We start from the raw sequence: 24,181 nt of genomic DNA, 5'->3' as shown, positions 1-24,181 counted from the left end.
TTTCTGCTAACGCTAATACAAGATTCTTGTTCTTCAGAGTAGTAAGAAATAAAAAGTTTATCGATAAGCCTGAAAACAACTTTGTTTATTTTATTGATAATGACAACGTAAAGGCGGAGTCAAAGGCTTATGTCGCAAAATATAAGTCGCCCAATTTTGCATGGCAATTTAAAATGGATGGTAATAAAGAAGTGTCCAAAAAACTATTTGAAGAAGCGTTTATTTTTCAACCCTCCCTGAAAAGAAAGTTCTATCTGCCGTATTTACATACATTTGAGCCAGGTAACGGCCTGCACAGATTGCAAATGGAAGACGAACTGGTTGAATTATCAACCCAGGACAGGCTGAATTCAACCGAAACCTGGACTCTGTGCACGTTTTATCAAAATCTGGGTATGACTGAAATGGCAGAGAACTGGCGAACAAAAGCGCTATCAAACTTTCCTGAAGATAAATATACAATAAATCATGTATATTTTTATGATTATCACCGGCCATTCCTGAAATTAAAAACCTCAAATGAAAGAATTCGCCTTTATGAATCATATAAAAATAAATATACGGAAATAAAACCAGAAAATCGGGATGCCTTAGAGTTACACCTATCTTTACTTTTGGCTGCCTTGCTGCCCGACTATATTGAAACGGATGCTTATCAGGCATGGCAACAAGAAATGGAATTATTGAAAGAAGAAAGAAGATATGCTTGCTTCGCCCTGACGGCGTCTCATTTAGTGAAAGAAAAAAAATACCTGCCGGTTGCCAAAGAGCTTATTGAAAAGTCAATGGAAGGCGAGACCCCCTTGCTCAATAGGAACCGTGACTGGCGAGAACCATTTACCTTGCCAGATTTTGAGATAAAAGAAATAAGAAAAACTACTCTTGCAGGAAGGTATCATACGTACGGACAAATACTTGCTTTAGAGGGTGATAAGCGCAAAGCAAAAGAATATCTTAGAAAGGCCGCCTTTGACTACGGTTTTTTAAAGTATGAAGATATTAATGCAGGTTATATTTCTTTTCTTAAAGAAACCGGTGAAACCGAATTGGCAGAAAAAGAGCTTGCGCTAATAAAAAACATGCAAGATAAGATAGATGAAAAAACTATAGGCTTCCAGCTTACTGATGTAAAACTCTTAAAAAAGAAACTACCAGAGCTGGAGTTTCACGATACATCAGGCAGCCTCATTGATATTAAACAGCTAAGTCAAAAAGTAATAGTTTTAGATTTTTGGGCTTCTTGGTGTGGTCCGTGCTTTTTAAAGTTCAAACCCACGCAGCACCTCATTGATTACTATAAAGACAATAAAGATGTTGCCTTTCTATTTGTCAATTCAAAAGAAAGATTGGGAATCAGTCAAAATGAGATTTTAAACAGCATCAGCTCAAGAGGATATAGCTTTAAGGTACTTTTTGATGAAAAAAACAGCCTGGAAACTGACCTTAAAATAAATAGTATTCCAGCGGTTGTGATAATTGACAAAAACCGGGACATCAGATTTATTGAAATAGGTTATGACCCGGCAAAAGAGGTAAATGAGATTTATTCGGCTATTGAGAAGCTAATTCATTAATGGTTGAGTAATAGTTGATTTTGTATACCATCCTCTAAAGCAACAGCTATATATTGTGTGATTTATAAATAATTACTTCGCATTTCTCCCATCCAGTTTTCACCACAGCTGCAATTCAGGCCTCTGAAACAGAAAAAGGTAACGTTAAATAAAAAGTTTTTCTTTTATTGTCTCGGTATGTATAATTTACATATATTCGTAATCTAATGATAATTAGAGTTTTATAAGTTCAATCGAAAACGGATAAATTATTATGCGGTACTGATTGCCTCTGGAATTATCAGTTTTATTATTAGTGTTTTGATAGGAATTAACCATGTAAGCACACATATTTGTCTTTTGCCTGACTATAAAATTCAACCTTGCCATGTTTACAACGCCATTATCTAATGACAATGCTGTGGCGGCTACTTATTTATATCTGAAATCGATTGGTGCCAAAGTAACCGCTGAAACTGTAGAAGAAACTTTAAAAAATCACCCCGATTACCCAAGCCTGTTGGCTACCAGTGATGCCCTGAACGAGTGGCATATTGAAAACGTGGCCCTACAGATAAAGCCCGAACAAATAATAGATATAACAACGCCATTTTTAACCCACTTAAATGTAAATGGGGGGTATTTGCATTAGTGAAATCTGTAAAAATCCGTTTTGTCAGCCTTATCCACGTGTTTACGCAGTAATGTAAGACCTGTTTTTTAATTATACCCTGAATTGTCGGGTAGTATTTTATGCAATTTACTTTGAGGCTGACAATCTTGGCAAAGTGGGAAGCATTATTTTATCCTTATCCAGGAACGGCAGGCAGAGGCACTGCATCAGTGGTACGAAACGAAGAACTCAACATAGAAAAGTGGGAGGTGAAATTGGGAATAAATGAAAACAAAAAAACCAGGAGTTTAATAGAACAACATAAAGTTTGGTGTGAGCTGGCAAGAATTACAAAAATTAAAGGGACACCAACGATGTATTTGGATGGGTTAAAAATACCTGAAATATACCGTTTAAAAGATTTGAAAGGTATCTTAAAGTATTTACCAACAAGGGATTTGCAAATCAACCATAAACAAATCTTAACATTTTAAATTATACAACATTGAAAAAAATGATTATTAGTATTGGTGCGTCTTTACTTTCAAGAGAGCAAATGAAAAAAGTAAAAGGTGGCCTAGCAGGAGAAGCATGTGGGGCAGCGGCTTGCTTGGGTTCTAATAAAGATTGTGAACCTTCTGGTTGCACAACTTGCTCTACATCTGATGGTAAAACACCAGGTTCTTGCAGTTAATACAAATTTGTGAATTTCATTACAAAGTGCATAAGATACCCAATAAAAGGGGCTTATGTACTTTGTCAAATTAAAAAATATATGAATTCTATTTTTCTAGCTTTTTGTATAAAAAGAATATTATACGTATGTTTTTACTCAACCATCTTGTTTGAGTCAATGAGTTGTTTCGGGCAACATAATTTTGTAGTTGAAGGAAAAATCAATACTTCTGATGGGCAAATTTTACTCATTCCAGCTATTCCTTCAGACTCAATTGATGCAACTTTGGATATAAGAAGCTATGCTGCAAATATAACCAATGGAAGCTTTACTATTAAAGGCGAGTTAGGTTATCCGACCTATCCCTTTATTTTTAAATTTTGCAGCGAAGATACATGCCGTTATTCATCTGATTTTTTTGTAGTTAGAGAAGGTACACAGATGGCCGAAATTGATTTAAAATCTCCTATTCCGTTAGTCAATAATGAGATAATGAAAAATTATTATGACGATTACGCTTATACAAACTACAAACGATTATTGAAAGATATTACTTGGTTGCAGACATTTTCTGATAGTATCGCGGCTGCTTACCCGACTCCCGAGCTGATTCCAGACAGCCTGACAAACGTAATCAAGCTCATCAAAGAAAATCATATTGAAAGAGCAAGAGTGATAGAAAGTAATATTTACTCTATGAAGGACCGCAATTATTCTTTTTGGCATTTATACGTTAATTTTTACCAAAGAGGTATTCAGCCAGGGTATGAGTATTTTTTGAAAAACGATATGTCCGATTCTGATATAGCCAGAAGCTTTATTGGGAAAACATTGGCAGCAAAACTAAATGAAGCCAATATCGTAGGAATAGGTAAAAAATTTCCTACAAATTTCGAATATAAAAATCTGACCTCCGGAAAGTTTGAAAAGATAAATACGGAACAAGGGAAGTACACGCTTATCGACTTTTGGCATTCTGCCTGTGGAATCTGCGTTGAACAGTTACGTGAATACAAAAAAATTTATCCTGAATACTCAGCTAAGGGTTTTCGGATTATTTCTGTTCCCGGAGATTGGACTGGTAATCTTGATAGATTAGATATAGCATTAAGAAAATACAAATTCCCTTGGCCGGAATATCTTGATGAAAACAGAAAGATTACTACAGCTATAAACATAGATGCTTATCCGGCTAATTTCTTAGTGGATAGCTCAGGAACGATAATTAAGAAAGATTTAAAACCCGAAGAAATAATTAGGTTTTTAGATAAGAATTTATGATAATGAATTTCATTACAAAGTGCATAAGATACCCAATAAATGGTACTTATGTACTTTGCAAATTAAAAAATATATGAATTCTATTTTTCTATCTTTTTGTATTAAAAGAATAAGGTACGTATGTTTTTACTCAACCATCTTGTTTGAGTCAATGAGTTGTTTCGGGCAACATAATTTTGTAGTTGAAGGAAAAATCAATGTTTCTGATGGGCAAATTTTACTCATTCCGGCTATTCCTTCAGACTCAATTGATGTAACTTTGGATATAAGAAGCTATGCTGCAAATATAACCAATGGAAGCTTTACTATTAAAGGCGAGTTAGGTTATCCGACCTATCCCTTTATTTTTAAATTTTGCAGCAAAGATACATGCCGTTATTCATCTGATTTTTTTGTAGTTAGAGAAGGTACACAGATGGCCGAAATTGATTTAAAATCTCCTATTCCGTTAGTCAATAATGGCATAATGAAAAATTATTATGACCGTTACTCTTTTACTGAGTACAAACGTTTATTGAAAGATATTACTTGGTTGCAGACATTTTCTGATAGTATCACGGCTGCTTACCCGACTCCCGAGCTGATTCCAGACAGCCTGGCAAACGTATGCAAGCTCATCAAAGAAAATCACATTGAAAGAGCAAGAGTGATAGAAAATACTATTTACTCTATGAAGGATCGCAATTATTCTTTTTGGCATTTATACGTTAATTTTTACCAAAGAGGTATTCAGCCAGGGTATGAGTATTTTTTGAAAAACGATATGTCCGATTCTGATATAGCCAGAAGCTCCATTGGGAAAACATTGGCAGCAAAACTAAATGAAGCCAATATCGTAGGAATAGGTAAAAAATTTCCTACAAATTTCGAATATAAAAATCTGACCTCCGGAAAGTTTGAAAAGATAAATACGGAACAAGGGAAGTACACGCTTATCGACTTTTGGCATTCCGCCTGTGGAATTTGCGTTGAACAGTTACGTGAATACAAAAAAATTTATCCTGAATACTCAGCTAAGGGTTTTCGGATTATTTCTGTTCCCGGAGATTGGACTGGTAATCTTGATAGATTAGATATAGCATTAAGAAAATACAAATTCCCTTGGCCGGAATATCTTGATGAAAACAGAAAGATTACTACAACTATAAACATATATGCTTATCCGGCTAATTTCTTAGTGGATAGCTCAGGAACGATAATTAAGAAAGATTTAAAACCCGAAGAAATAATTAGGTTTTTAGATAAGAATTTATGATAGTGAATTTCATTACAAAGTGCATAAGATACCCAATAAATGGTACTTATGTACTTTGTCAAATTAAAAAATATATGAATTCTATTTTTCTATCTTTTTGTATTAAAAGAATATGGTACATATGTTTTTACTCAACCATCTTGTTTGAGTCAATGAGTTGTTTCGGGCAACATACTTTTGTAGTTGAAGGAAAAATCAATGCTTCTGATGGGCAAATTTTACTCATTCCGGCTATTCCTTCAGACTCAATTGATGCAACTTTGGATATAAGAAGCTACTCTGCAAATATAACCAATGGAAGTTTTACTATTAAAGGCGAGTTAGGTTATCCGACCTATCCCTTTATTTTTAAATTTTGCAGCAAAGATACATGCCGTTATTCATCTGATTTTTTTGTAGTTAGAGAAGGTACACAGATGGCCGAAATTGATTTAAAATCTCCTATTCCGTTAGTCAATAATGAGATAATGAAAAGTTATTATGACTCTTACGCTTATTCAAATTACAAACGTTTATTGAAAGATATTACTTGGTTGCAGACATTTTCTGATAGTATCACGGCTGCTTACCCGACTCCCGAGCTGATTCCAGACAGCCTGGCAAACGTATGCAAGCTCATCAAAGAAAATCACATTGAAAGAGCAAGAGTGATAGAAAATAATACTTGCTCTATGAAGGACCGCAATTATTCTTTTTGGTATTTATACGTTCATTTTTACCAAAGAGGTATTCAGCCAGGGTATGAGTATTTTTTGGAAAGATATATGTCCGATTCTGATATTGGCAGAAGCTTTATTGGGAAAATATTGGCAGCAAAACTAAATGAAGCCAATATCGTAGGAATAGGTAAAAAATTTCCTACAAATTTCGAATATAAAAATCTGACCTCCGGAAAGTTTGAAAAGATAAATACGGAACAAGGGAAGTACACGCTTATCGACTTTTGGCATTCTGCCTGTGGAACCTGCGTTGAACAGTTACGTGAATACAAAAAAATTTATCCTGAATACTCAGCTAAGGGTTTTCGGATTATTTCTGTTCCCGGAGATTGGACTGGTAATCTTGATAGATTAGATATAGCATTAAGAAAATACAAATTCCCTTGGCCGGAATATCTTGATGAAAACAGAAAGATTACTACAGCTATAAACATAATAGCTTATCCGGCTAATTTCTTAGTGGATAGCTCAGGAACGATAATTAAGAAAGATTTAGAACCCGAAGAAATAATTAGGTTTTTAGATAAGAATTTATGATAAACAAGAATACTGGGTTGGATATTAACTTTTCAGGAAGAAGGCTCATTAAATTAGACTAAATCTAGTAGAAAACCTTGGAAAAACTTTTGAATGAAAAACTAATTGACTAAAAATGTGCTAAATAATAAATTCCCCTACTATAAACAACTGGATGCGATGGACTGCGGACCCACCTGCCTGCGTATGGTGGCGAAGCATTACAAGAAAAATTTATCTATTCAGACACTGCGCACGAAAGCAGAAATTGGCAAAGAGGGTGTTTCTTTATTGGGTATTGCCCAAGCCGCTGAAGATATTGGTTTTAAAACACTGGCTGTTAAGGTAAGTTTTGAGAAGCTGACTACAGAAGCACCTATGCCATGTATTATTCACTGGCAGCAGAATCACTTTGTGGTTGTGTATAAAATTACCAAAAGCCGTTTTGGTAAAGATTTAATGGTACATGTTGCTGACCCCGGAAGAGGTTTACTAACGTACTCAAAAGATGAGTTTTGTCAGGGCTGGCTGGCCTCAAAGAAGAACAATGAAGAAGAAGGTATAGCATTGCTTCTGGAAACCACATCCCGGTTTTATGAAGATGAAGGCGAAAAAAACAGGGGGCTTGCCATTGGCATGCTCTGGCAGTATGTCTGGCGATATAAAAGCTTACTGGTTCAGTTGGGTCTGGTTTTACTGATTGGCTCAATTTTACAGGTTATCTTCCCTTTTCTCACCCAATCTATTGTTGACACGGGTATTCAAACACGCAATTTGCATTTCATTTACCTCATTCTGATTGCCCAGGCCATGCTGTTTTTGGGCAAGGTATCGGTTGATTTCATCAGAAGCTGGATACTGTTGCATATCAGTACGCGCATTAATTTATCCATTCTGTCTGACTTCCTGGGCAAGTTATTGAAACTCCCGATTGCATTTTTTGACTCAAAAAAAACTGGTGATATCCTGCAGCGCATCGGCGACCATCACCGGATAGAGTCATTCCTGACGGGGTCTTCGCTCAATGTCTTGTTTTCGATGTTCAATCTGGTAATTTTCAGTTTTATAGCTGCTTTTTATAACCTCACCATTTTTAGTATTTTCATTGTTTCCAGCATTTTATATACCCTCTGGATAACCGTTTTTCTTCGGTATCGCCGGAAAATGGATAACAAGCGCTTTGCGCTGGCCAGCCAGAATCAGAGCAGCCTGATACAGCTCATTACCGGGGTGCAGGAAATAAAAATGAATAATGCCGAATACCTGAAACGTTGGGAATGGGAAAATCTGCAGGTTAAACAATTTAAATGGAGTATCAAAAGCCTGGCAATAGGGCAATACCAGCAAGCGGGTACTCTCTTTATTAATGAAGGCAAAAATATCCTGATAACTTTTCTTGCAGCCACGGCCGTAGTAAACGGGCAAATGACACTCGGAGGCATGATGGCCATGCAATACATAATGGGGCAGCTCAATGGCCCGATTGAACAGTTGATACAGTTTATACAGCATTGGCAGGACGCCCAGATCAGCATTGAGCGGCTCAATGAAATACATGAAATTGACAATGAAGAACCGGAAGAAAAAACCTTTGTAAAGTATCTGCCGCAAAACAAAGATATACAAATTAAGAACCTGAGTTTTACGTATACAGGCGCAGGTAATGAACCTGTTTTAAAGGATATCAGCCTGAGCATCCCCAATGGCAAAGTAACAGCAATTGTAGGTACCAGTGGCAGCGGAAAAACTACTTTGCTTAAATTACTGCTTAAATTTTATAACCCCGGCAAAGGAGAGATTAAACTGGGCGATACTGCCCTTAATAACATCAGTCCGCGGGTATGGCGCAGTGTGTGCGGAACTGTTTTGCAGGATGGCTTTATCTTCTCTGATACCATTGCCAATAATATTGCCGTAAGTGACGAAACCCCCGACATACCTAAATTGATGCATGCCGTAAAAGTGGCCAATATACGGTCATTTATTGAAGAGCTGCCATTGAGTTATAACACCAACATAGGCGCAGAGGGTAGCGGAATCAGCCAGGGGCAGAAACAACGGTTATTAATTGCACGCGCGGTTTATAAAAACCCCGATTTCATATTTCTTGACGAAGCCACCAATGCACTTGATGCCAACAATGAGAGCGTAATTATGCAAAATCTGAACGAGTTCTTCAAGGGCAGAACAGTTGTGGTGGTGGCGCACCGCCTCAGTACGGTAAAAAATGCCGACCAGATTGTGGTGCTTGAAAAAGGCGAGATTGTTGAAACCGGCACCCATGCCGAGCTTACCCAAAAGCATGGCAAATACTTTGAACTCGTGAAAAACCAATTAGAACTAGGAAACTGATGGGAAACAACAAAGATACAGCAGGAGAATTATCAGAAAGTAGTCTTACAGAGTTGGTTGGTGGTAAAGACGTAATCTCACCAGATTTGCTGAATAGTGGGTCTGACGGGCCACCTGTGCCTCCGGTCTTGAATAAAGGTGGGGGTGGGGGAGGCGACAACCATTCCAACCTGCCGGAGCTACGTAATAGCCAGGTTGATGAGGTGTTGAATCAGCCGCCTGCCTGGCTGGTGCGCTGGGGTGTAAGCGTGTTCTTTTTTGTTTTAATGATTTTGCTGGGTGTGGCCTGGTTTGTTGAGTACCCGGACCTGGTGGGTGCACCAATGATGGTTGTGTCAGACAATAGCCCTAAGTCTGTCAATGTGAGAACTGATGGCCGATTGACCCGGCTACTGGTAAAAGAAGGAGAGACGGTGAAGCAAGGCGCGCATCTGGCGTATCTGGAGAGTACGGCCAGTGTAGATGAGGTGTTTTCTTTAGAAGCAACTGTTAATCAACTGATACAATTATCGCTTGAAAACGATTTTGCCGGTATCCACCGGGTCAGGGTTCCGCTGTATTTTTCATTGGGGGAGTTACAGAAATCATTTCAGACCTTTCAGGAAGCGCTGGTGCGCTCACAATCTTCTATGCCTGACGGCTCTTATCTCAAGAAAAAAAGTGCCGTGAACAGAGACATCAATACCCTGGAGAGTATCCAGCAGAATACCAGAGCCCAGCTTGAACTACAGGAAAAAGATCTTCAGATGGCATTAGAGGAGGCACAAAGCCAACAAAGGCTGAGCGACAAAGGCTTTGTGTCTAAACAGGAGGCACGCAATGCCCAAAGCCGCTACCTCAGCAAAAAGCAGGCCTTTGAGCAGGCCAAAGGCTCGCTTGATAACAACTCAATGAGCAGGAATCAGAAGCAGCAGGAGTTGATAGAGCTTGACAAAACCATTGAAGAACAAAAAAATAACCTGGTGCAGTCTATCAACTCATTGAAAAGCGACATAGAGGCCTGGAAACAGCGCTACGTTGCCATAGCGCCCATTAGTGGCAAAGTAAATTTTCTCACTAGTCTGCAAGAAAACCAGATTTTAAAAGCCGGGCAGGAGTTGCTCTATATTCTGCCTGATGGCACCGGATACCACGGAGAAATGATGCTGGGCCAATACAACTTTGGCAAGGTAAAAACGAATCAGGAGGTGATAGTGAAGTTTCAGAGTTACCCTTTTCAGGAGTTCGGGACGGTTACCGGCAGAGTGGCCTATATATCGGATATTCCCAAAGACACTGTGTATGTAGTAAGGGTTAATTTTCCGGGCGGATTAGTAACCACTGCCGACAAGAAACTGCCGTTCAGAAATGGTATGACAGCCACAGGGGAAATAATAACCGAGAATCTGAAACTGATTGAGAAATTGTTTTATGATATCCGGAAAACCATGAAACGTTAATCCCAAGCTTATGTCATTTCGTAAATTTGTGTACCTGCTTTTGTTTTTTTGTTGGGCAATGGGGGTATCTGCACAAAACAGATTCAGCCTTGAGCAATGTGTAGAATATGCCTACAAACAAAGCTTTGATATCAGACAGCGGCTTTTAAAAATAAAGCAGACCGAAAATGCCTTGCGGCAATCAAAGCAAGCGGTATATCCTAATCTGTCAGGGTCTTTTTCTCAGGGCTTAAGTTCCGGAAGAAGCATTGACCCCTTTACAAACGATTTCATACAACATACTATTTCTTCTAATTCAGTTAGTTTTGGCACTAACGTTATGCTTTTTAACGGTTTCGCGCTGAAGAATCAGATATTGCAGAATTCATATAATCTACAGGCCGACGAATGGGATATGCAGCGGGGTAAAGTAGAGTTGCGCAACCGGATAACCCTTGCTTATATGCAGGTATTAATGAGCCAGGAACTATGGAAAATTAATCAGGAGCAGGTGCGAAGTATGCAGCTACAGATAGATAGAGTAAAAGAACTGGTAAAAGAAGGCAATATGCCCCATACTAACCTGACTGACCTGGACGCACAACTGGCAACGGCTGAGTATGAGGCTTTAAACATGAAAAGTAATATTGAGTTAGCCAGGCTGGCACTGGCGCAGTTGATGGCTTATCCGTCTTACAGCTCGTTTGAAATTGAGCCAGTGCCTTTTCATGAAAAAAACATCATAATTGATGAACAATATTTGCAGGAGGTAACGGCTGCCTTAAATGACCAGCCAGTTATAAAAAATGCCGACTGGCGCTTGCGCAGTTCGGTTGTAGGTATAAAAATAGCGCAGGCGGCCAGGTATCCGAGTATATCGTTAGGGGCGGGCATGGGAACCGCCTATTCAAGTGCGGCAGCAAGAGAGTATAATTATTTTAATCAGTTGAATTTCAATCTGAATCAATATGCCCGTTTGAATATAAACATACCTATTTACAGCAACGGACAGGTGAAGGGCAGAATAAACAATGCCATTATCAGCCAGCAGATGGCAGAAACCCAGTTGTCGCAATCGAGACTTCAGCTAAAGCAGGAGGTAGAACAAGCCTACCTTACCGCCAGAATAGCCCAGGAAAAACTTACCAGCGCCCAAAGACAATTGAATGCCCAGCAGACAGCGTTTGATTCGGCCCGGGAGCGATTTCTGGAAGGCCTGATTCATGCCATTGAGCTTAATACTTTCCGGCTGAATCTCGAAAAAGCCAATTCAAACTTCATACAGGCCAAATATGAATTACTTTTCCGCAAAATGCTGCTGGATTATTACCGGTAGATGGCAGGGTATGGCACTTAGCCGGCTATTTCATTGGCAATTATTTCAGCTTGTTTTAAAACATTTTCAGTAGCCAGCATTTGCATATCAGGTGGGTAACCGTATTTTCTTAATAATCAAATAGAAGAGCAATTTAATAGAAAATTCCCCATACATTACACCCCCTCAACAAAAGTCTCAATAAAAGCTTTTATCTTATCCTTTATCCTTGCAAATACTGTTGTTCTTTGTAGAAGTTTTGGTTTTACAATAAGCATATTGTCGATTTCTTTAGTCATTGGTAGGCGCTGAGAAAATAGAAATTCGTTGATGGCTTCTTTTAATTTAGAGCTATCAAGGTTTTCTTCTTCGCTTAAAGAGTTGAGGGCTCTGTCTGTTTCTATGTTCCAGAAAGCATCAAATTCGGCTTCTATTGTGTCGCTATCTTCTATATATGGGAAATTCTCGTTAATGAATTTTTCAATTAGCTGACGCTTGCTGCGAAGCTGTATTTGTGTTTCTAATAATTCAGTAATTTCTCTGCGTTTCTTCTCCTGCTCTGCTTTAGTAGCCTCTTTATAATTGGTTAATAAGCGTAAAATATAGGCAACATTTATTTCGTCACGGTGTATTAATTCTAACTCAAAATCAACGTCGTCTAAAATTGATACTTTTTCTTTTTGGGTAGTATTTTTTACTCTATCGTAAAGGTCAAGGTATTTGCTTTGGTAATCTTCAAAATCTTGTGGAGGTATATGTAAGTCTTCCTCTCTGAAGTCTGCAAATGTATTTAATACGTTCTTTATTCTTATTAACTCCCTGAATTTCTTTACGAATGCTAATTGTTCATCTTCACTCGGCAATTCATTAACACTATCTATATTCGGCACAATAGCTAACAATTCTGCATAGGCAGCATTGAATTTAGCTACATAATCAACATAAGGTTTTAAAATAATATCTTCTTTTGCTTCTTTATTCGAGAATAGAGTGATGGCATCATCTGTCGCTTTTTTCAGGTTTCTGAAACATACTATATTGCCGTGTGATTTCTTTTCGTCTAAAATTCTGTTTGTTCTTGAAAATGCCTGAACCAGACCATGATACTGCAGATTCTTATCAACATACAGAGTATTAAGTAAGGGGCTGTCGAAACCAGTCAAAAACATATTTACTACTAATAGAACATCAATTTCTTTCTTTCTTACCCGTTGCGATATTTCATTGTAATAGTTATAGAATGACTGACTGTCGCGCGTAGAGTGATTAGTGCCAAATATCTTATTGTAATCTGCAATATAGCTTTCGAGTTTGTCTCTACTATGCAAACTAGCTATTGAATAAGAGTCTTGTGGTTCCGCTACTCTGTCAAACTCATAAAGATCTATATTTTCAAAATCGATATTACCGTTTGCATTTTTATCGTTTTCGTTATCTGTAAAGCTGAAAATAGTGGCAATAGTTAAATTATGCTTGCCATCTGTTTTCTTCTGTGCAAGGTTGTCGTAATACTTCGTTAGTGTATCAACACTATTTATACAAAACATAGCTGTAAAGGCCTTGTTATGTGTTTTACGGCTATGGTGTCCTATAATGTAGTCAGCTATCTTATCAATTCGTTGAGGTGATTCAACCAGTTCTTTAGTGTCTATTCCCTCTACATCAATGTCTATTTCGTTCTCACTATTTTTCTGTTTATATCTGCCTACATATTCTATTGAGAATTTTAAAACGTTATCATCTTTGATGGCATCAGTAATCACATATTTATGCAAACACTCATGGAATAATTCTTTTGTTGTATGTTTTAAGCCATCTGCTGCATACGCATTTTGCTCAAAAATGGGTGTTCCGGTAAACCCAAACATTTGATTGTTACTAAAGAATTGTCTAATTTTTTTATGCGTTTTTCCAAATTGTGTTCTATGACATTCATCGAAGATAAACACAATTTTCTTGTCTTTCAGTTTTTCCATTCTGCTTAAATACTGCTGTTTTGAAATAGCTGTATTTAATTTCTGAATAGTAGTAACAATCAGTTTAGTATCATCAGTAAATTGTTTGACCAATTTCTGTGTATTATCTGTCCCGTCTACGCTGCCTTCTGAAAAACTATTAAATTCTTTGGTTGTCTGGTAATCTAAATCTTTGCGGTCAACCACAAAAACCACTTTATGAATGCCCTGAATTTGTGTGAGAATCTGGCTGGCTTTAAATGAAGTAAGGGTTTTGCCTGAGCCTGTAGTATGCCATATATACCCGTTTTTAGGCGTAGTTTTCACCCGTTCAATTATGGCTTCTACGGCATAATACTGATAAGGGCGAAGCACCATCAGGGTATTGTTTTTCTCTGACAAAACAATGTACCTCGCTATCATTTTTGATAAATGGCACTTTTCTAAAAAGGCATCGGTAAAGGCAAATAAATCGGTTATGAGCTTGTTTGATTTATCTGACCAATAGAAGGTCTGTTTAAAGCTCTGGCGGGCGTTATTGCTATAATATTTAGTATTGACACCGTTAGAAATAACGAAAAGCTGCACATATTGAAATAAGCCATGATTGGCACTATACGAATGACGCTGATAGCGGTTTGTTTGATTGAATGCCTCTTTTAACTCTAAGCCTCTGCGTTTTAATTCTATTTGCGCCAACGGTAAGCCATTGATTAAGATAGTTACATCATATCGGTTTTTATAGGAGCCTTCAATGGTTATCTGGTTCGTTACCTGATATTCGTTCTGACACCAGAAATCCATGTTCATAAACTGAAGATAGACGCTTGTGCCGTCTTCTTTGGTCAGTTGCATTCTATCTCGCAATGTCTTGGCTCTATCCCAGATATTACCTTTGTTCAGGTGGTTCAATACCTGTGTAAATTCCCTGTCAGTTAATTCTAACTTATTGTGTTTTTCGAGTTGTTGCTTAAGGTTGGCAATCAATGTGTTTTCGTCTTTTATAGTCACAAATTGATACCCTATTTTTACTAAAGCCTCAATTAGTTTTTTTTCAAGTTCTAATTCTGATTGGGTCATAGGTATAGTGTTTTAACAAAACATCTGTTGCAAAAGACCTTTTTTATAGGTTTGAGTATATTCTATTTGTTGGCTTACTTTATTTATTTTTTCATCAATCCCGCTTAGGAAATTGGATATCTTGTGTTGTTCTTCAAATGATGGAAGTTGTATTGTTAGTTTCATTAACTGCACTTTAGACATATTATATCTTGTACTACCTTGAGCCAATTTGATAATTTTTGTTCTAAAATGTTCACTTCTAAACAAAAATTGAGCAAAATAAGGATATAGTATTTTTAATGAAAAAGGACGATAACCAAAACAAAAACTGTTCAAATATAAATCATCATCTACCATATCTAATAGGACAGAGGAATAACCAATTTCATTGGGTGTTTCTGATGAAACCGTAAAAAATACATCACCAAATATTACTTTGCTTTGATTTTCATTTTCACCAATTTTAACAAAATCAAAGTTTTTTGTATTAATCTTAGAATTGTCAAATATCTGCTTGTATTGAATATATGGTTTCCCAATCCCAAAGCTTTCTTTTGTTTTACCAGTAAGCCCATTATAGGCTTCACCCATCTCTCCCAAAGTCTTTTCTTCCCAATCCGGAAAATCAGAGCCATCATCTTGCTTAAATCTTAACTCTTGGCTAAAAATCTTCTGCATTACTCCTTTTTTATATTGTTCTAAAAGGCTTTTCTTTTTTTGTAAGGCTTGAATTTTTTCATCAATTGCTGTTAGAAAATTGGCTATTTTAGTTTGTTCTTCAAAAGTAGGGAGTTGAATTTTTATTCTATAAAAATCTCCATGATTTAAGTCTGGTATAGTTGATGTACCAGCTAACTTTAGTATTTGAGTTTGTGTTTTTAATAAATTTAAGAAATAAAATAAATATTGTTTTCTTATATAATTAGGATAGGCAATTTTAAAAAAATTATTGTGAAATGCGCCTTCTACATTTGTTACCACCATTCCTGTATTTCCTGTTCTTGTCATCAAAATATCTTCTTTAGTGCAAAGGACAGAATTAGATGGATTCTTAATGTAATACTTTTTTAAATTTCCTTCTCTCAAAAACTCATTAGTAATATAAAAATGTGACCCTTCTATTTGTTTAGTATATCTTTCTGAAATTGGAATTTGTAAGCCCTGATTAATTTTTACAGTATTTCCTAAATTCTGTTCATTCCAATCTCCCTCAAACTCAGGAAACCGTAATTGTGGTTGTAATTTAGTCATAGCTCAAAATGGGGTTTCAATGTTTAGTTCTTTGCAAAAATCAGCAATAGTTTTATCTGTTTCTGCCATGCTTGCGTCTAAAGCCTTTAATTGATGAGCAATTTCATTCAGATCAATGCTTTCCTCTGCCTCAAAAGTATCTACGTAACGGGGTATATTCAGATTGAAATCGTTTGCGATTATCTCACTAATCGGCGCTATGTAACTATATTTTTCTTCTGCCTTGCGCTCCTGATAAGTTGATATAATTTTATCTACGTCTTCGTCTCTTAAAATATGCTGCGTTTTTACTTTTTCAAAGCCTTTGCTGGCATCTATGAACAAAATGTTATCCGGGTTTTCACGGCATTTTTTGAAAACCAGAATACTTGTGGGAATACTGGTGCCATAGAAAATATTAGCAGGTAAACCAATAACTGCATCAAGGTAATTAGTTGTAGGATTATCTATTAAGTATTGGCGGATATGCCCTTCTGCTGCGCCTCTGAACAAAACTCCATGAGGCATAACTACGGCCATTATACCATTATCGGCTAAATGGTGAAGCATGTGTTGGATAAATGCATAGTCTGCCTTGCTGCCCGGGGCTAATTTACCATACTGACTAAAACGTTGGTCTGTCAGAAACATAGCATTTGCTGACCATTGCGCTGAAAAGGGTGGATTCGCTACCACCGCCTCTGCTTGTAACCATAAATGCTGCGGGTTTTCAAGGGTATCAGCGTGTTTAATGTCAAACTTAGAGTAATGTACGTCATGCAAAATCATGTTCATACGTGCCAGGTTGTAAGGAGTACGGTTTAGCTCTTGTCCGTAAAAATGGGCTACATCTTGCACTTCTTTTGCCACTCGCAAAAGCAATGAGCCTGAACCACAAGTAGGGTCATATACCGAACGAAGTTTGGTTTTACCTGTGGTTACTATTTTTGCCAATACTTTTGATACTTGCTGAGGTGTATAAAACTCTCCTGCTTTTTTTCCTGCTCCACTGGCAAATTGAGCTATCAGGTATTCATACGCATCTCCTAATACATCAGCCTCAACATTTTGTAGTTCAAAGTCTATCTTGTTTAAGTGTTGCAAGACTTTGGCTATCAACTTATTTTTTGCTTTTACAGTTCTGCCCAGCTTGGTAGAAGTAAGGTCGACGTCTTCAAAAAGATTATTAAAATCATCTTCTGAATCAGTCCCTGACGTACTTTGTTCAATGTTACGAAAAATCCTTGTCAGATCCTCCAATATAAATTGTTCAGTTTGTTCTTCTTCGTTCTCTTCGCTGTTTTCATTTTCAGTTAAAGGGCTACCTTTTTCGGCTATATAACTAAACAATTCGGTTGGTTTCAAAAAATAGCCCAATGTTTCAACGGCTTCATGCCTAATAGCGGCTAAATACTGTTTTCCTTCCTCGGTACTTTCGTCAATTTTTTCATACTTAATTTCCTCTCCCGATTCTTCTAAAATCTTATTGGCGAACAGTTTAATTTTTTCAGAGAGGTATTTATAAAAGATAAAGCCTAAAATATAATCCTGGTAATCGTCTGCGTCCATTTTCCCTCGTAGGGTATTGGCAACAGCCCAAAGTTGTTGTTCTAGTTGTTTTTTCTGGTCTATTGACATAGGGTTGGTTTAATGATTAGGATTAGGCACAAAAAAACAGCTTAAATTTATCAATTAATAAAATCAAAGAAGTGTATTCTATGTATTTTTATGGGATCAAGGCTAAAACCTGTGGGGTAGTTATATCTAAGCATAGATTTGGGTAAGTCTATATAAAAAGAATGGGATGTTTTTCACACCTCTGAATTGGCTTCTGAAAGCCTTTACCTTGGCATTAAAAGATTCAGCCGAGGCATTAGTGCTTCTATTCTCAAAGAAGTTAACAATGGTTTTATAATGGTTTTGAATTGAACGAGCTACTGTATTAAATGATTTAAAGCCTGCCTGCCTTACTTTCTCATGCCATCTAGCTAATCTTGTTAAGCCATATAACTTGTCATTGGTATTTTCAAAGATGTATGAAAGACTCATTGTTAAGTCATACGCCTGTTTAATATCTGGGTATAGGTCGAATAATAAAGTGGCTCTTTGTTTCTGATTTTCAGTCCAGTCTGTCTCTTTTTTGTAAAGAGCATATCTACTTCTGGCTAATAACTGTTTAACAGTATCTCCATTCGGAAGTATTTTGGAGATATATTCAGTATCGGTTTTCTTAGCCAATTCGATAGCATCATTTTCAGCATCCAGCGCTTCCCATCGGTGTTTGATTCTGATTTCCTGTAAGGCTTCTGTGGCTAACTGCTGTACATGGAATCTGTCGGTTACTCTGGTGGCGTTAGGGAATGCTCGTTTGGCAATTAACTCCATGTTAGCAGCCATATCCAGGGTGATTTCTTTGACTCTCTTGCGTAGATTGACTGGAATCTTTCGTAGCACATCAATCACAGTTTCTGCTTTAGTACCAGCTACAAGGGCTACAATACTGCCTTTTTTACAATTAGCTGCCTTGTTGGTCAGAATGGTATACAGTTCTCCATCAGACAGACTAGTCTCGTCTATGGATAAATGTTTACCGATGTTCTGAGGAAAGATAAGCCAGTCCTTGGCATGATTTAGTTGAGACCATGTTCTAAAGTCACTCAGGTAACTCTTATATTGTTCTTGAAGTCTTTTGCCATTGACACCATAATAGCCTGCAATAGATTGCGTAGCATCTGCATTAGAATCGATTGAGTTCTTTTAAAAAAACAGCGAATTCCTTAGTTATCCGCGTTCCATCTGCCACTAAATCCCAGTTCCGATACACTACTTTTTCAAGGGTATGGCTGTACCATCTGCGACGTTTGATATGTAGAAAAACTTTATGGCCTCTGATGGGAAAATCCTGAACTGTAATTTCTTCAAAAAAACCTTTCGATTCCAACTTCTGACCTTCAAATTCTTTGGGTATCTGATTAATCTCCTGTAGATATAAATGCATTACTTCGGCTGTAGTCTTGTAGGAGGTAAGTTCAAAATTCTCAACTATAATCGTTGGTAGTAATAACTTCAAAATGTCTTTGTAACTCTCTTGCATCTGTTCTTTCGTAAAAATGCAAAGGTCGAAATTATTTTACCGCCCCACAACTTTTAGGATTGATCCTTTTTTTGGCTCAAGCGAAAAAGTTGGGGGCTAAGCAAAATGAATCCGGTGTGCAAATCTTGTGCAAATAAAAAAAGCACTTACAAGATTTCCTCGTAAGTGCTTGATTATCAGTGTGGGAGTTACAGGATTCGAACCTGTGACCCTCTGCTTGTAAGGCAGATGCTCTGAACCAGCTGAGCTAAACTCCCATATCCCCGTTGTGATTTGGGACTGCAAAGGTGCAGGTTTGTTTTTAATTATCCAAATCCTCGCCAAAAAAAAGTTTAAAATTTTTAATTTTCTTTATAAAATCATATTTCATATTTATTTTGTTTAAAAATGGCCGGGTGCTCAATCACGTCAGTTTTTATTGCCGTCAAAAAAGTACTTATTTTTATCAAAATATTATTTGAAGACTCCGCCCCTAAAACATAATTTTGTAGCTTACCATTTCAACCTTTAATCTTATGGCTCTTGAGCAAACCTGGCGTTGGTTCGGCCCAAATGACCCCGTGAGTTTGTCAGATGTGAAACAGGCAGGAGCAACGGGAATCGTATCTGCTCTGCATCATATTCCTAACGGACAAGTCTGGACAAAATCTGAAATTGAAATCCGAAAAACAGAAATAGAAAAACATGGGCTTACGTGGTCGGTGGTAGAAAGTGTGCCCGTACATGAAGATATCAAGAAGGCTTCCGGCAATTACAAGCAGTATATCGAAAACTACAAAGAGAGCCTTGCTAATCTGGCCGCTTGCGGCATTGATACGGTTTGCTACAATTTCATGCCGATACTGGATTGGACCCGTACCGACCTCGACTTCCCGATGCCCGACGGCTCAACAGCCCTGAGATTCGACATGACCGAGTTCTGCGCTTTTGAGGTGTATATCCTTAAAAGGCCCAATGCCGAAAGGTCTTATTCAGAGAGTCAGCTGCAAAAAGCCAAAGAATGGTTTGATAAAGCCGGCGATGCAGATATTCATCGTCTTACCAGAAATATCATTGCCGGGCTGCCGGGCAGTGAAGAAAGCTTCACGATTGATGCTTTCCGCGATACACTTGATACCTACAAGTATGTGGGCGAGGCAGAACTCCGCAAGAATCTGTATAGCTTTATTCAGGCCATTACTCCGGTGGCCGAAGAAAACGGTGTCTTATTATCTATTCACCCGGACGACCCTCCGTATCCGATTTTAGGTTTACCACGTGTAGTGAGTACTGAAGCTGACGCTAAACAACTGCTGGCAGCAGCCGAGAGCAAATACAATGGCTTGTGTTTTTGTACAGGCAGCTATGGCGTAAGAGCCGATAACGACCTGGTGGGTATGGTAGAAAGATTGGGTAACAGAGTAAACTTTATCCATCTGCGAGCAACCAAACGGGATGCCGAAGGGAACTTCCATGAAGCTGACCACCTGGCTGGTGATGTTGATATGTATGGAGTAATGAAAGCCCTGCTTACCGAGCAAAAAAGAAGAATAGATGAGGGCAGACAAGACATAAGGCTGCCATTCAGACCTGACCACGGCCATAAAATGCTTGACGACCTGAACGCGGCTAAACGCACCAACCCCGGCTATACTGCCATTGGCCGTTTGCGTGGCCTGGCTGAGTTAAGAGGCCTTGAATTAGGAATTATTCGTTCTTCGTTCAGTAACTAATATTGCTTACCTTTGTTGGGTATTGCAGATAATTAAAGATTTTAAAAAGATTCAGCACAAATACAGATGCCTAAAATAGTTACATTCGGTGAGATACTCCTTCGGTTATCAACTCCTAATTTCCAGAAAATTGAGCAGGCCCAATCATTCAATGCTACCTTTGGCGGTACTGAAATGAATGTGGGTGCCTCGTTGGTAAAGTTTGGTTTTGATGCCACCCACGTTACCTGTTTCCCTAACAACCTGATGGGGCAAAAAGCGAAGGCGTATCTGCGTTTTTTAGGCATTGATACCACTCATGTTAAACTGGAAGGAGACCGCGTAGGGGTATTCTTTCTGGAAACAGGTGCTGTAATGCGCGCCAGCCAGATTGTTTACGACCGCATGGACTCTGCCTTTGCCAATCTTGACCCAAGCTGGTTTAACTGGGAAGAAATCCTGAAAGGCGCCGATTGGTTCCACTGGTGTGGTATTACTCCGGCATTGTCAGAAGGAGCAGCTATTGCTTGCCTGGAGGCCGTTAAAACCGCAAAAAAGCTGGGTATAACGGTTTCGTCTGATATTTATTACCGCAGCAACTTATGGAAGTATGGCAAAACGCCGCAGGATATTCTGCCTGAACTGGCCTCGTACTCTGATATTATACTGGCCAGCAGAAAGAACATAGAAGAAATTTTCTCGTTGAAAGTAACGGCCGAGAAAGGCAAGTTTGTAGAGGCTTGTAAACTACTGATGGAGAATTATCCGAACGTGAAAAAGGTGATAGATACCGACCGCGTGCAGGTGAGCGCATCACACAACCAATACAATGCAAAAATGTGGAATGGTGAAGAGTTGATAGAAACCGATTATCAGGATATTACCCACATTGTAGACAGAATAGGTACCGGCGATGCCTTTTTAGGTGGATTTATTTACGGACAACTGGTATTACAAGACGACCTGAAATCGCTGCAATTCGGGGTAGCCGCAGGAGCCCTGAAACATACCATTGAGGGAGACCAGAATCTGGTAACAGTGCCGGAAGTAGAAGCCGTTATGAGTGGCGACAAATCCGGTCGATTGAAAAGATAATAAACTTACATTAGAAATTTGAGTTACAGATATGGCACGATTCGATAAAAACACAACTTTAGCGCAGGTTAGCGCCACAGGCCTTGTTCCATTGTTTACGCATAACGACCTCGACATTTGTCTTGGTGTATTAAGGGCATGCTACCAGGCAGGTGTGCGTGTGTTTGAGTTTACGAACCGTACCGAAAATTCATTTAATAATTTTAAAGAGCTTGTCAGCATTGCAGAGACCGAAATGCCCGAGATGATTCTGGGGATTGGTACTATCTATGATGCGGCTACGGCAAAAAAATATATTGAAATCGGCACCAATTTTATTGTGGCGCCTATTATGAACCCCGAAGTAGGGGCCGTTTGTGTAGAAGCGGGGATACCCTGGATGCCGGGCGTAATGACCGTTACTGAAATTTACAACGCCCGCCAGGCCGGCGCCGAATTTATCAAGATATTCCCCGGCGAGGTTTTGGGGCCTGCATTTGTAAAAGCCCTTAAAGCCCCAATGCCTGATGTACAGGTAATGGTTACCGGAGGCGTTTCGCCAACCGCCGAAAGCCTGAAAACCTGGTTTGGCGCGGGTGCAACAGCCGTTGGTATCGGATCTCAACTAGTACCTAAAGAAGTGCTGGCAACCAAAGATTTTGCACAGGTTACCAGCATTGTTGCCAATGCACTACAGATTATTAAAGAAGTTAAGGCCTGAAATTGCGTAGTATTTTATTTTCTGAAACATTTTGCGTGGTGAGCGTAAAAATATATCTTTGCGGCACAAAAATTAAAAAGCCCATGTCATTTACCGCTGTGGTTCGCTAATTGCGAACATCTTCTTATCTTCTTGTTTTTTACATAAGTTATCTTCATAACTTGTTGTAGCGCTATATTCATTTTTTCTTTTTCATTTTTCTATTCTATGTCTCCCGCCGGGGGTGGTATGGTATTGAAACGGCAATAAACTGTTTTATTCATGCGGAAATTTTTCAAATTATTGATACAAGCCATTCGTGGCGAAGAACAAAATTATACTGAGTTAAACATTAACAGGGCAATCTTTCTATTATCGGTACCCATGATACTGGAAATGGTGGGCGAGTCGCTCTTTGCTATTGTTGATGCGTTTTTTGTGGCCCGTTATGTGGGTGTTGAAGGGGTGGCAACGGTAGGGCTTACCGAGTCTGTGCTAACATTAATTTATTCGGTAGCCATTGGTTTAAGCACTGCGGCTACGGCCATTGTGGCGCGCCGTGTGGGCGAAGGCAACAAAAAAGGGGCCGGTGTGGCTATGGCGCAGGTAATTATTATTTCGTTGATATTTGGTGTAGCGGTGGGTATTCTGGGCTTTACTTTTGCAGAAGACATCTTACGTTTAATGGGAGGCGACGCCCATCTGATTGAAAAGGGGGCAGGCTTTACCCGGATAATTTTTGCCAGTAGCCCGTCTATCATACTTTTGTACACATTAAGTGGCGCACTACGCGGCGCAGGCGACGCCTCAACGGCCATGAGATCAATCATTCTGGCCAATTTTATTAATATTGGTATGGACACCCTGCTGATTCCCGTTCTTGGCTTTGGCGTAGAGGGGGCAGCCATAGCTACCAGTATCGGCCGTACCATTGGGGTAATTTATCAGCTATATGCCATTTTTAAAGGCAATGGTAATATGCAGATTGACAGAGATCAGTTTAAACCTAATACTGAAATTATCCGAAGTCTGATTAACATCGCCGCCGGCGGTACAGGCCAATTCCTGATACAATCGGCCAGCTGGATTTTCCTGACCCGTATTCTTTCAAGTTTTGGAAGCGATGTAGTGGCAGGTTATACCATTGCCATACGTATTATTGTATTTACCATTTTACCTTCCTGGGGTATGTCTAACGCAGCTTCCACCCTGGTAGGGCAGAATCTGGGAGCAGGTAAACCCGATAGAGCAGAGAAATCTGTCTGGCGAACCGCGCTTTATAATATGGGTTTTCTGCTTCTGGTAGGCATCATTTTCTCGGTTTTTGCCCGAGAGTTTATCGGCATCTTCAATGATAACCCGAAGGTAATAGAAGTAGGCGTTTTATGTTTGCAGATTATTTGTCTGGGATATGTATTCTTTGGTTTTGGAATGGTTATAGGGCAGTCATTAAACGGAGCCGGCGATACCAAAACGCCCACTATCATGAATCTGATTTGCTTCTGGGCGCTTGAAATACCTCTGGCTTATCTTTTTGCAATTACTTTCAAATGGGGGCCATCGGGGGTTTTCTGGTCAATTGCCATCAGCGAATCCATCCTGGCAGTAATTGCCATCTTTGTATTCAGAAGAGGCAAATGGAAAACCATGCAGGTGTAGCACGAGTGCCCGTCGTCA

The 24,181-nt window shown here is 38.7% G+C and carries 20 protein-coding genes and 1 tRNA gene; 14 read left to right on the top strand and 7 right to left on the bottom strand.

The window, feature by feature from the left end; all coding sequences use genetic code 11:
- Window positions 1–173: 173 nt before the first annotated feature.
- The 10 genes from MB380_RS20245 to MB380_RS20200 all read left to right on the top strand — a co-directional run bounded on the left by MB380_RS20245 (window position 174) and on the right by MB380_RS20200 (window position 11,719).
- Window positions 174–1,574 (top strand): TlpA disulfide reductase family protein, encoded by a 1,401-nt coding sequence (locus tag MB380_RS20245; RefSeq protein ID WP_253530963.1) that lies wholly within the window; start codon window positions 174–176, stop codon window positions 1,572–1,574.
- Between the two features lie 367 nt (window positions 1,575–1,941).
- Window positions 1,942–2,205, top strand: a complete 264-nt coding sequence (locus MB380_RS20240; RefSeq protein WP_253530960.1) for a hypothetical protein — start codon at window positions 1,942–1,944, stop codon at window positions 2,203–2,205.
- 128 nt (window positions 2,206–2,333) lie between these two features.
- Window positions 2,334–2,660, top strand: coding sequence for a hypothetical protein (locus tag MB380_RS20235; RefSeq protein ID WP_253530951.1), 327 nt, complete (start codon window positions 2,334–2,336; stop codon window positions 2,658–2,660).
- Between the two features lie 11 nt (window positions 2,661–2,671).
- A complete protein-coding gene (locus MB380_RS20230; RefSeq protein ID WP_253530949.1) occupies window positions 2,672–2,860 on the top strand; it encodes a hypothetical protein in 189 nt (62 codons plus the stop codon).
- 81 nt (window positions 2,861–2,941) lie between these two features.
- Window positions 2,942–4,123, top strand: coding sequence for a TlpA disulfide reductase family protein (locus MB380_RS20225; RefSeq protein ID WP_253530946.1), 1,182 nt, complete (start codon window positions 2,942–2,944; stop codon window positions 4,121–4,123).
- Window positions 4,124–4,196: 73 nt separating this feature from the next.
- Complete coding sequence (locus MB380_RS20220) at window positions 4,197–5,378, top strand: TlpA disulfide reductase family protein (protein ID WP_253530943.1); 1,182 nt, start codon at window positions 4,197–4,199, stop codon at window positions 5,376–5,378.
- A 74-nt stretch (window positions 5,379–5,452) separates the two neighbouring features.
- Window positions 5,453–6,634, top strand: coding sequence for a TlpA disulfide reductase family protein (locus tag MB380_RS20215; RefSeq protein ID WP_253530940.1), 1,182 nt, complete (start codon window positions 5,453–5,455; stop codon window positions 6,632–6,634).
- A 159-nt stretch (window positions 6,635–6,793) separates the two neighbouring features.
- A complete protein-coding gene (locus MB380_RS20210; RefSeq protein WP_253535628.1) occupies window positions 6,794–8,965 on the top strand; it encodes a peptidase domain-containing ABC transporter in 2,172 nt (723 codons plus the stop codon).
- The gene (locus MB380_RS20205; RefSeq protein ID WP_253530937.1) at window positions 8,965–10,404 is read left to right on the top strand and encodes an HlyD family secretion protein; all 1,440 of its coding nucleotides are present in this window, start codon (window positions 8,965–8,967) and stop codon (window positions 10,402–10,404) included. Before MB380_RS20210 ends, MB380_RS20205 begins: the two co-directional genes overlap by 1 nt.
- A 10-nt stretch (window positions 10,405–10,414) precedes the next feature.
- Window positions 10,415–11,719, top strand: a complete 1,305-nt coding sequence (locus MB380_RS20200; protein WP_253530935.1) for a TolC family protein — start codon at window positions 10,415–10,417, stop codon at window positions 11,717–11,719.
- A gap of 17 nt (window positions 11,720–11,736) precedes the next feature.
- Here the strand turns inward: MB380_RS20200 and MB380_RS22015 are convergent, their stop codons facing one another.
- From MB380_RS22015 to MB380_RS20170, 7 genes are all read right to left on the bottom strand, one after another.
- A complete protein-coding gene (locus tag MB380_RS22015) occupies window positions 11,737–11,799 on the bottom strand; it encodes a hypothetical protein (protein ID WP_409014715.1) in 63 nt (20 codons plus the stop codon).
- 75 nt (window positions 11,800–11,874) lie between these two features.
- Window positions 11,875–14,733: a type I restriction endonuclease subunit R gene (locus MB380_RS20195; protein ID WP_253530922.1), complete on the bottom strand. Its 2,859-nt coding sequence runs from the start codon at window positions 14,731–14,733 to the stop codon at window positions 11,875–11,877.
- A gap of 12 nt (window positions 14,734–14,745) precedes the next feature.
- The gene (locus MB380_RS20190) at window positions 14,746–15,966 is read right to left on the bottom strand and encodes a restriction endonuclease subunit S (RefSeq protein ID WP_253530919.1); all 1,221 of its coding nucleotides are present in this window, start codon (window positions 15,964–15,966) and stop codon (window positions 14,746–14,748) included.
- A gap of 3 nt (window positions 15,967–15,969) precedes the next feature.
- Window positions 15,970–17,583: a type I restriction-modification system subunit M gene (locus MB380_RS20185; RefSeq protein ID WP_253530916.1), complete on the bottom strand. Its 1,614-nt coding sequence runs from the start codon at window positions 17,581–17,583 to the stop codon at window positions 15,970–15,972.
- Window positions 17,584–17,709: 126 nt separating this feature from the next.
- Complete coding sequence (locus tag MB380_RS20180) at window positions 17,710–18,663, bottom strand: transposase (protein ID WP_253535626.1); 954 nt, start codon at window positions 18,661–18,663, stop codon at window positions 17,710–17,712.
- 19 nt (window positions 18,664–18,682) lie between these two features.
- A complete protein-coding gene (locus tag MB380_RS20175; protein WP_253530914.1) occupies window positions 18,683–19,039 on the bottom strand; it encodes a transposase in 357 nt (118 codons plus the stop codon).
- Window positions 19,040–19,221: 182 nt separating this feature from the next.
- Window positions 19,222–19,296: transfer RNA gene (locus tag MB380_RS20170), tRNA-Val, on the bottom strand.
- A gap of 258 nt (window positions 19,297–19,554) precedes the next feature.
- Between MB380_RS20170 and uxuA the strand changes: the two genes are divergently transcribed.
- From uxuA to MB380_RS20150, 4 genes are all read left to right on the top strand, one after another.
- Window positions 19,555–20,751 (top strand): mannonate dehydratase, encoded by a 1,197-nt coding sequence (uxuA, locus tag MB380_RS20165; protein ID WP_253530911.1) that lies wholly within the window; start codon window positions 19,555–19,557, stop codon window positions 20,749–20,751.
- 66 nt (window positions 20,752–20,817) lie between these two features.
- Window positions 20,818–21,825, top strand: coding sequence for a sugar kinase (locus tag MB380_RS20160; protein WP_253530908.1), 1,008 nt, complete (start codon window positions 20,818–20,820; stop codon window positions 21,823–21,825).
- A gap of 31 nt (window positions 21,826–21,856) precedes the next feature.
- Window positions 21,857–22,525, top strand: coding sequence for a bifunctional 4-hydroxy-2-oxoglutarate aldolase/2-dehydro-3-deoxy-phosphogluconate aldolase (locus tag MB380_RS20155; RefSeq protein ID WP_253530906.1), 669 nt, complete (start codon window positions 21,857–21,859; stop codon window positions 22,523–22,525).
- A 261-nt stretch (window positions 22,526–22,786) separates the two neighbouring features.
- Window positions 22,787–24,163 (top strand): MATE family efflux transporter, encoded by a 1,377-nt coding sequence (locus tag MB380_RS20150; protein ID WP_253530903.1) that lies wholly within the window; start codon window positions 22,787–22,789, stop codon window positions 24,161–24,163.
- Window positions 24,164–24,181 lie beyond the last annotated feature (18 nt).

Origin of the sequence: Emticicia sp. 21SJ11W-3 (genome assembly GCF_024138715.1) — a bacterium.
GTDB lineage: Bacteria > Bacteroidota > Bacteroidia > Cytophagales > Spirosomataceae > Emticicia > Emticicia fluvialis.
Note: the sequence above shows the minus strand (reverse complement) of the source record. Positions and strands in the feature narration are given on the sequence as shown.

Coding starts and splice junctions, on each gene's coding strand:
- MB380_RS20220 (WP_253530943.1), top strand. CDS start 4,197: ATGAATTCTATTTTTCTATCTTTTTGTATTAAAAGAATAAGGTACGTA.
- uxuA (WP_253530911.1), top strand. CDS start 19,555: ATGGCTCTTGAGCAAACCTGGCGTTGGTTCGGCCCAAATGACCCCGTG.
- MB380_RS20155 (WP_253530906.1), top strand. CDS start 21,857: ATGGCACGATTCGATAAAAACACAACTTTAGCGCAGGTTAGCGCCACA.
- MB380_RS20245 (WP_253530963.1), top strand. CDS start 174: ATGGATGGTAATAAAGAAGTGTCCAAAAAACTATTTGAAGAAGCGTTT.
- MB380_RS20190 (WP_253530919.1), bottom strand. CDS start 15,966: ATGACTAAATTACAACCACAATTACGGTTTCCTGAGTTTGAGGGAGAT.
- MB380_RS20240 (WP_253530960.1), top strand. CDS start 1,942: ATGTTTACAACGCCATTATCTAATGACAATGCTGTGGCGGCTACTTAT.
- MB380_RS20200 (WP_253530935.1), top strand. CDS start 10,415: ATGTCATTTCGTAAATTTGTGTACCTGCTTTTGTTTTTTTGTTGGGCA.
- MB380_RS20215 (WP_253530940.1), top strand. CDS start 5,453: ATGAATTCTATTTTTCTATCTTTTTGTATTAAAAGAATATGGTACATA.
- MB380_RS20195 (WP_253530922.1), bottom strand. CDS start 14,733: ATGACCCAATCAGAATTAGAACTTGAAAAAAAACTAATTGAGGCTTTA.
- MB380_RS20150 (WP_253530903.1), top strand. CDS start 22,787: ATGCGGAAATTTTTCAAATTATTGATACAAGCCATTCGTGGCGAAGAA.
- MB380_RS20205 (WP_253530937.1), top strand. CDS start 8,965: ATGGGAAACAACAAAGATACAGCAGGAGAATTATCAGAAAGTAGTCTT.
- MB380_RS20210 (WP_253535628.1), top strand. CDS start 6,794: ATGGACTGCGGACCCACCTGCCTGCGTATGGTGGCGAAGCATTACAAG.
- MB380_RS20185 (WP_253530916.1), bottom strand. CDS start 17,583: ATGTCAATAGACCAGAAAAAACAACTAGAACAACAACTTTGGGCTGTT.
- MB380_RS20175 (WP_253530914.1), bottom strand. CDS start 19,039: ATGCAAGAGAGTTACAAAGACATTTTGAAGTTATTACTACCAACGATT.
- MB380_RS20160 (WP_253530908.1), top strand. CDS start 20,818: ATGCCTAAAATAGTTACATTCGGTGAGATACTCCTTCGGTTATCAACT.
- MB380_RS20225 (WP_253530946.1), top strand. CDS start 2,942: ATGAATTCTATTTTTCTAGCTTTTTGTATAAAAAGAATATTATACGTA.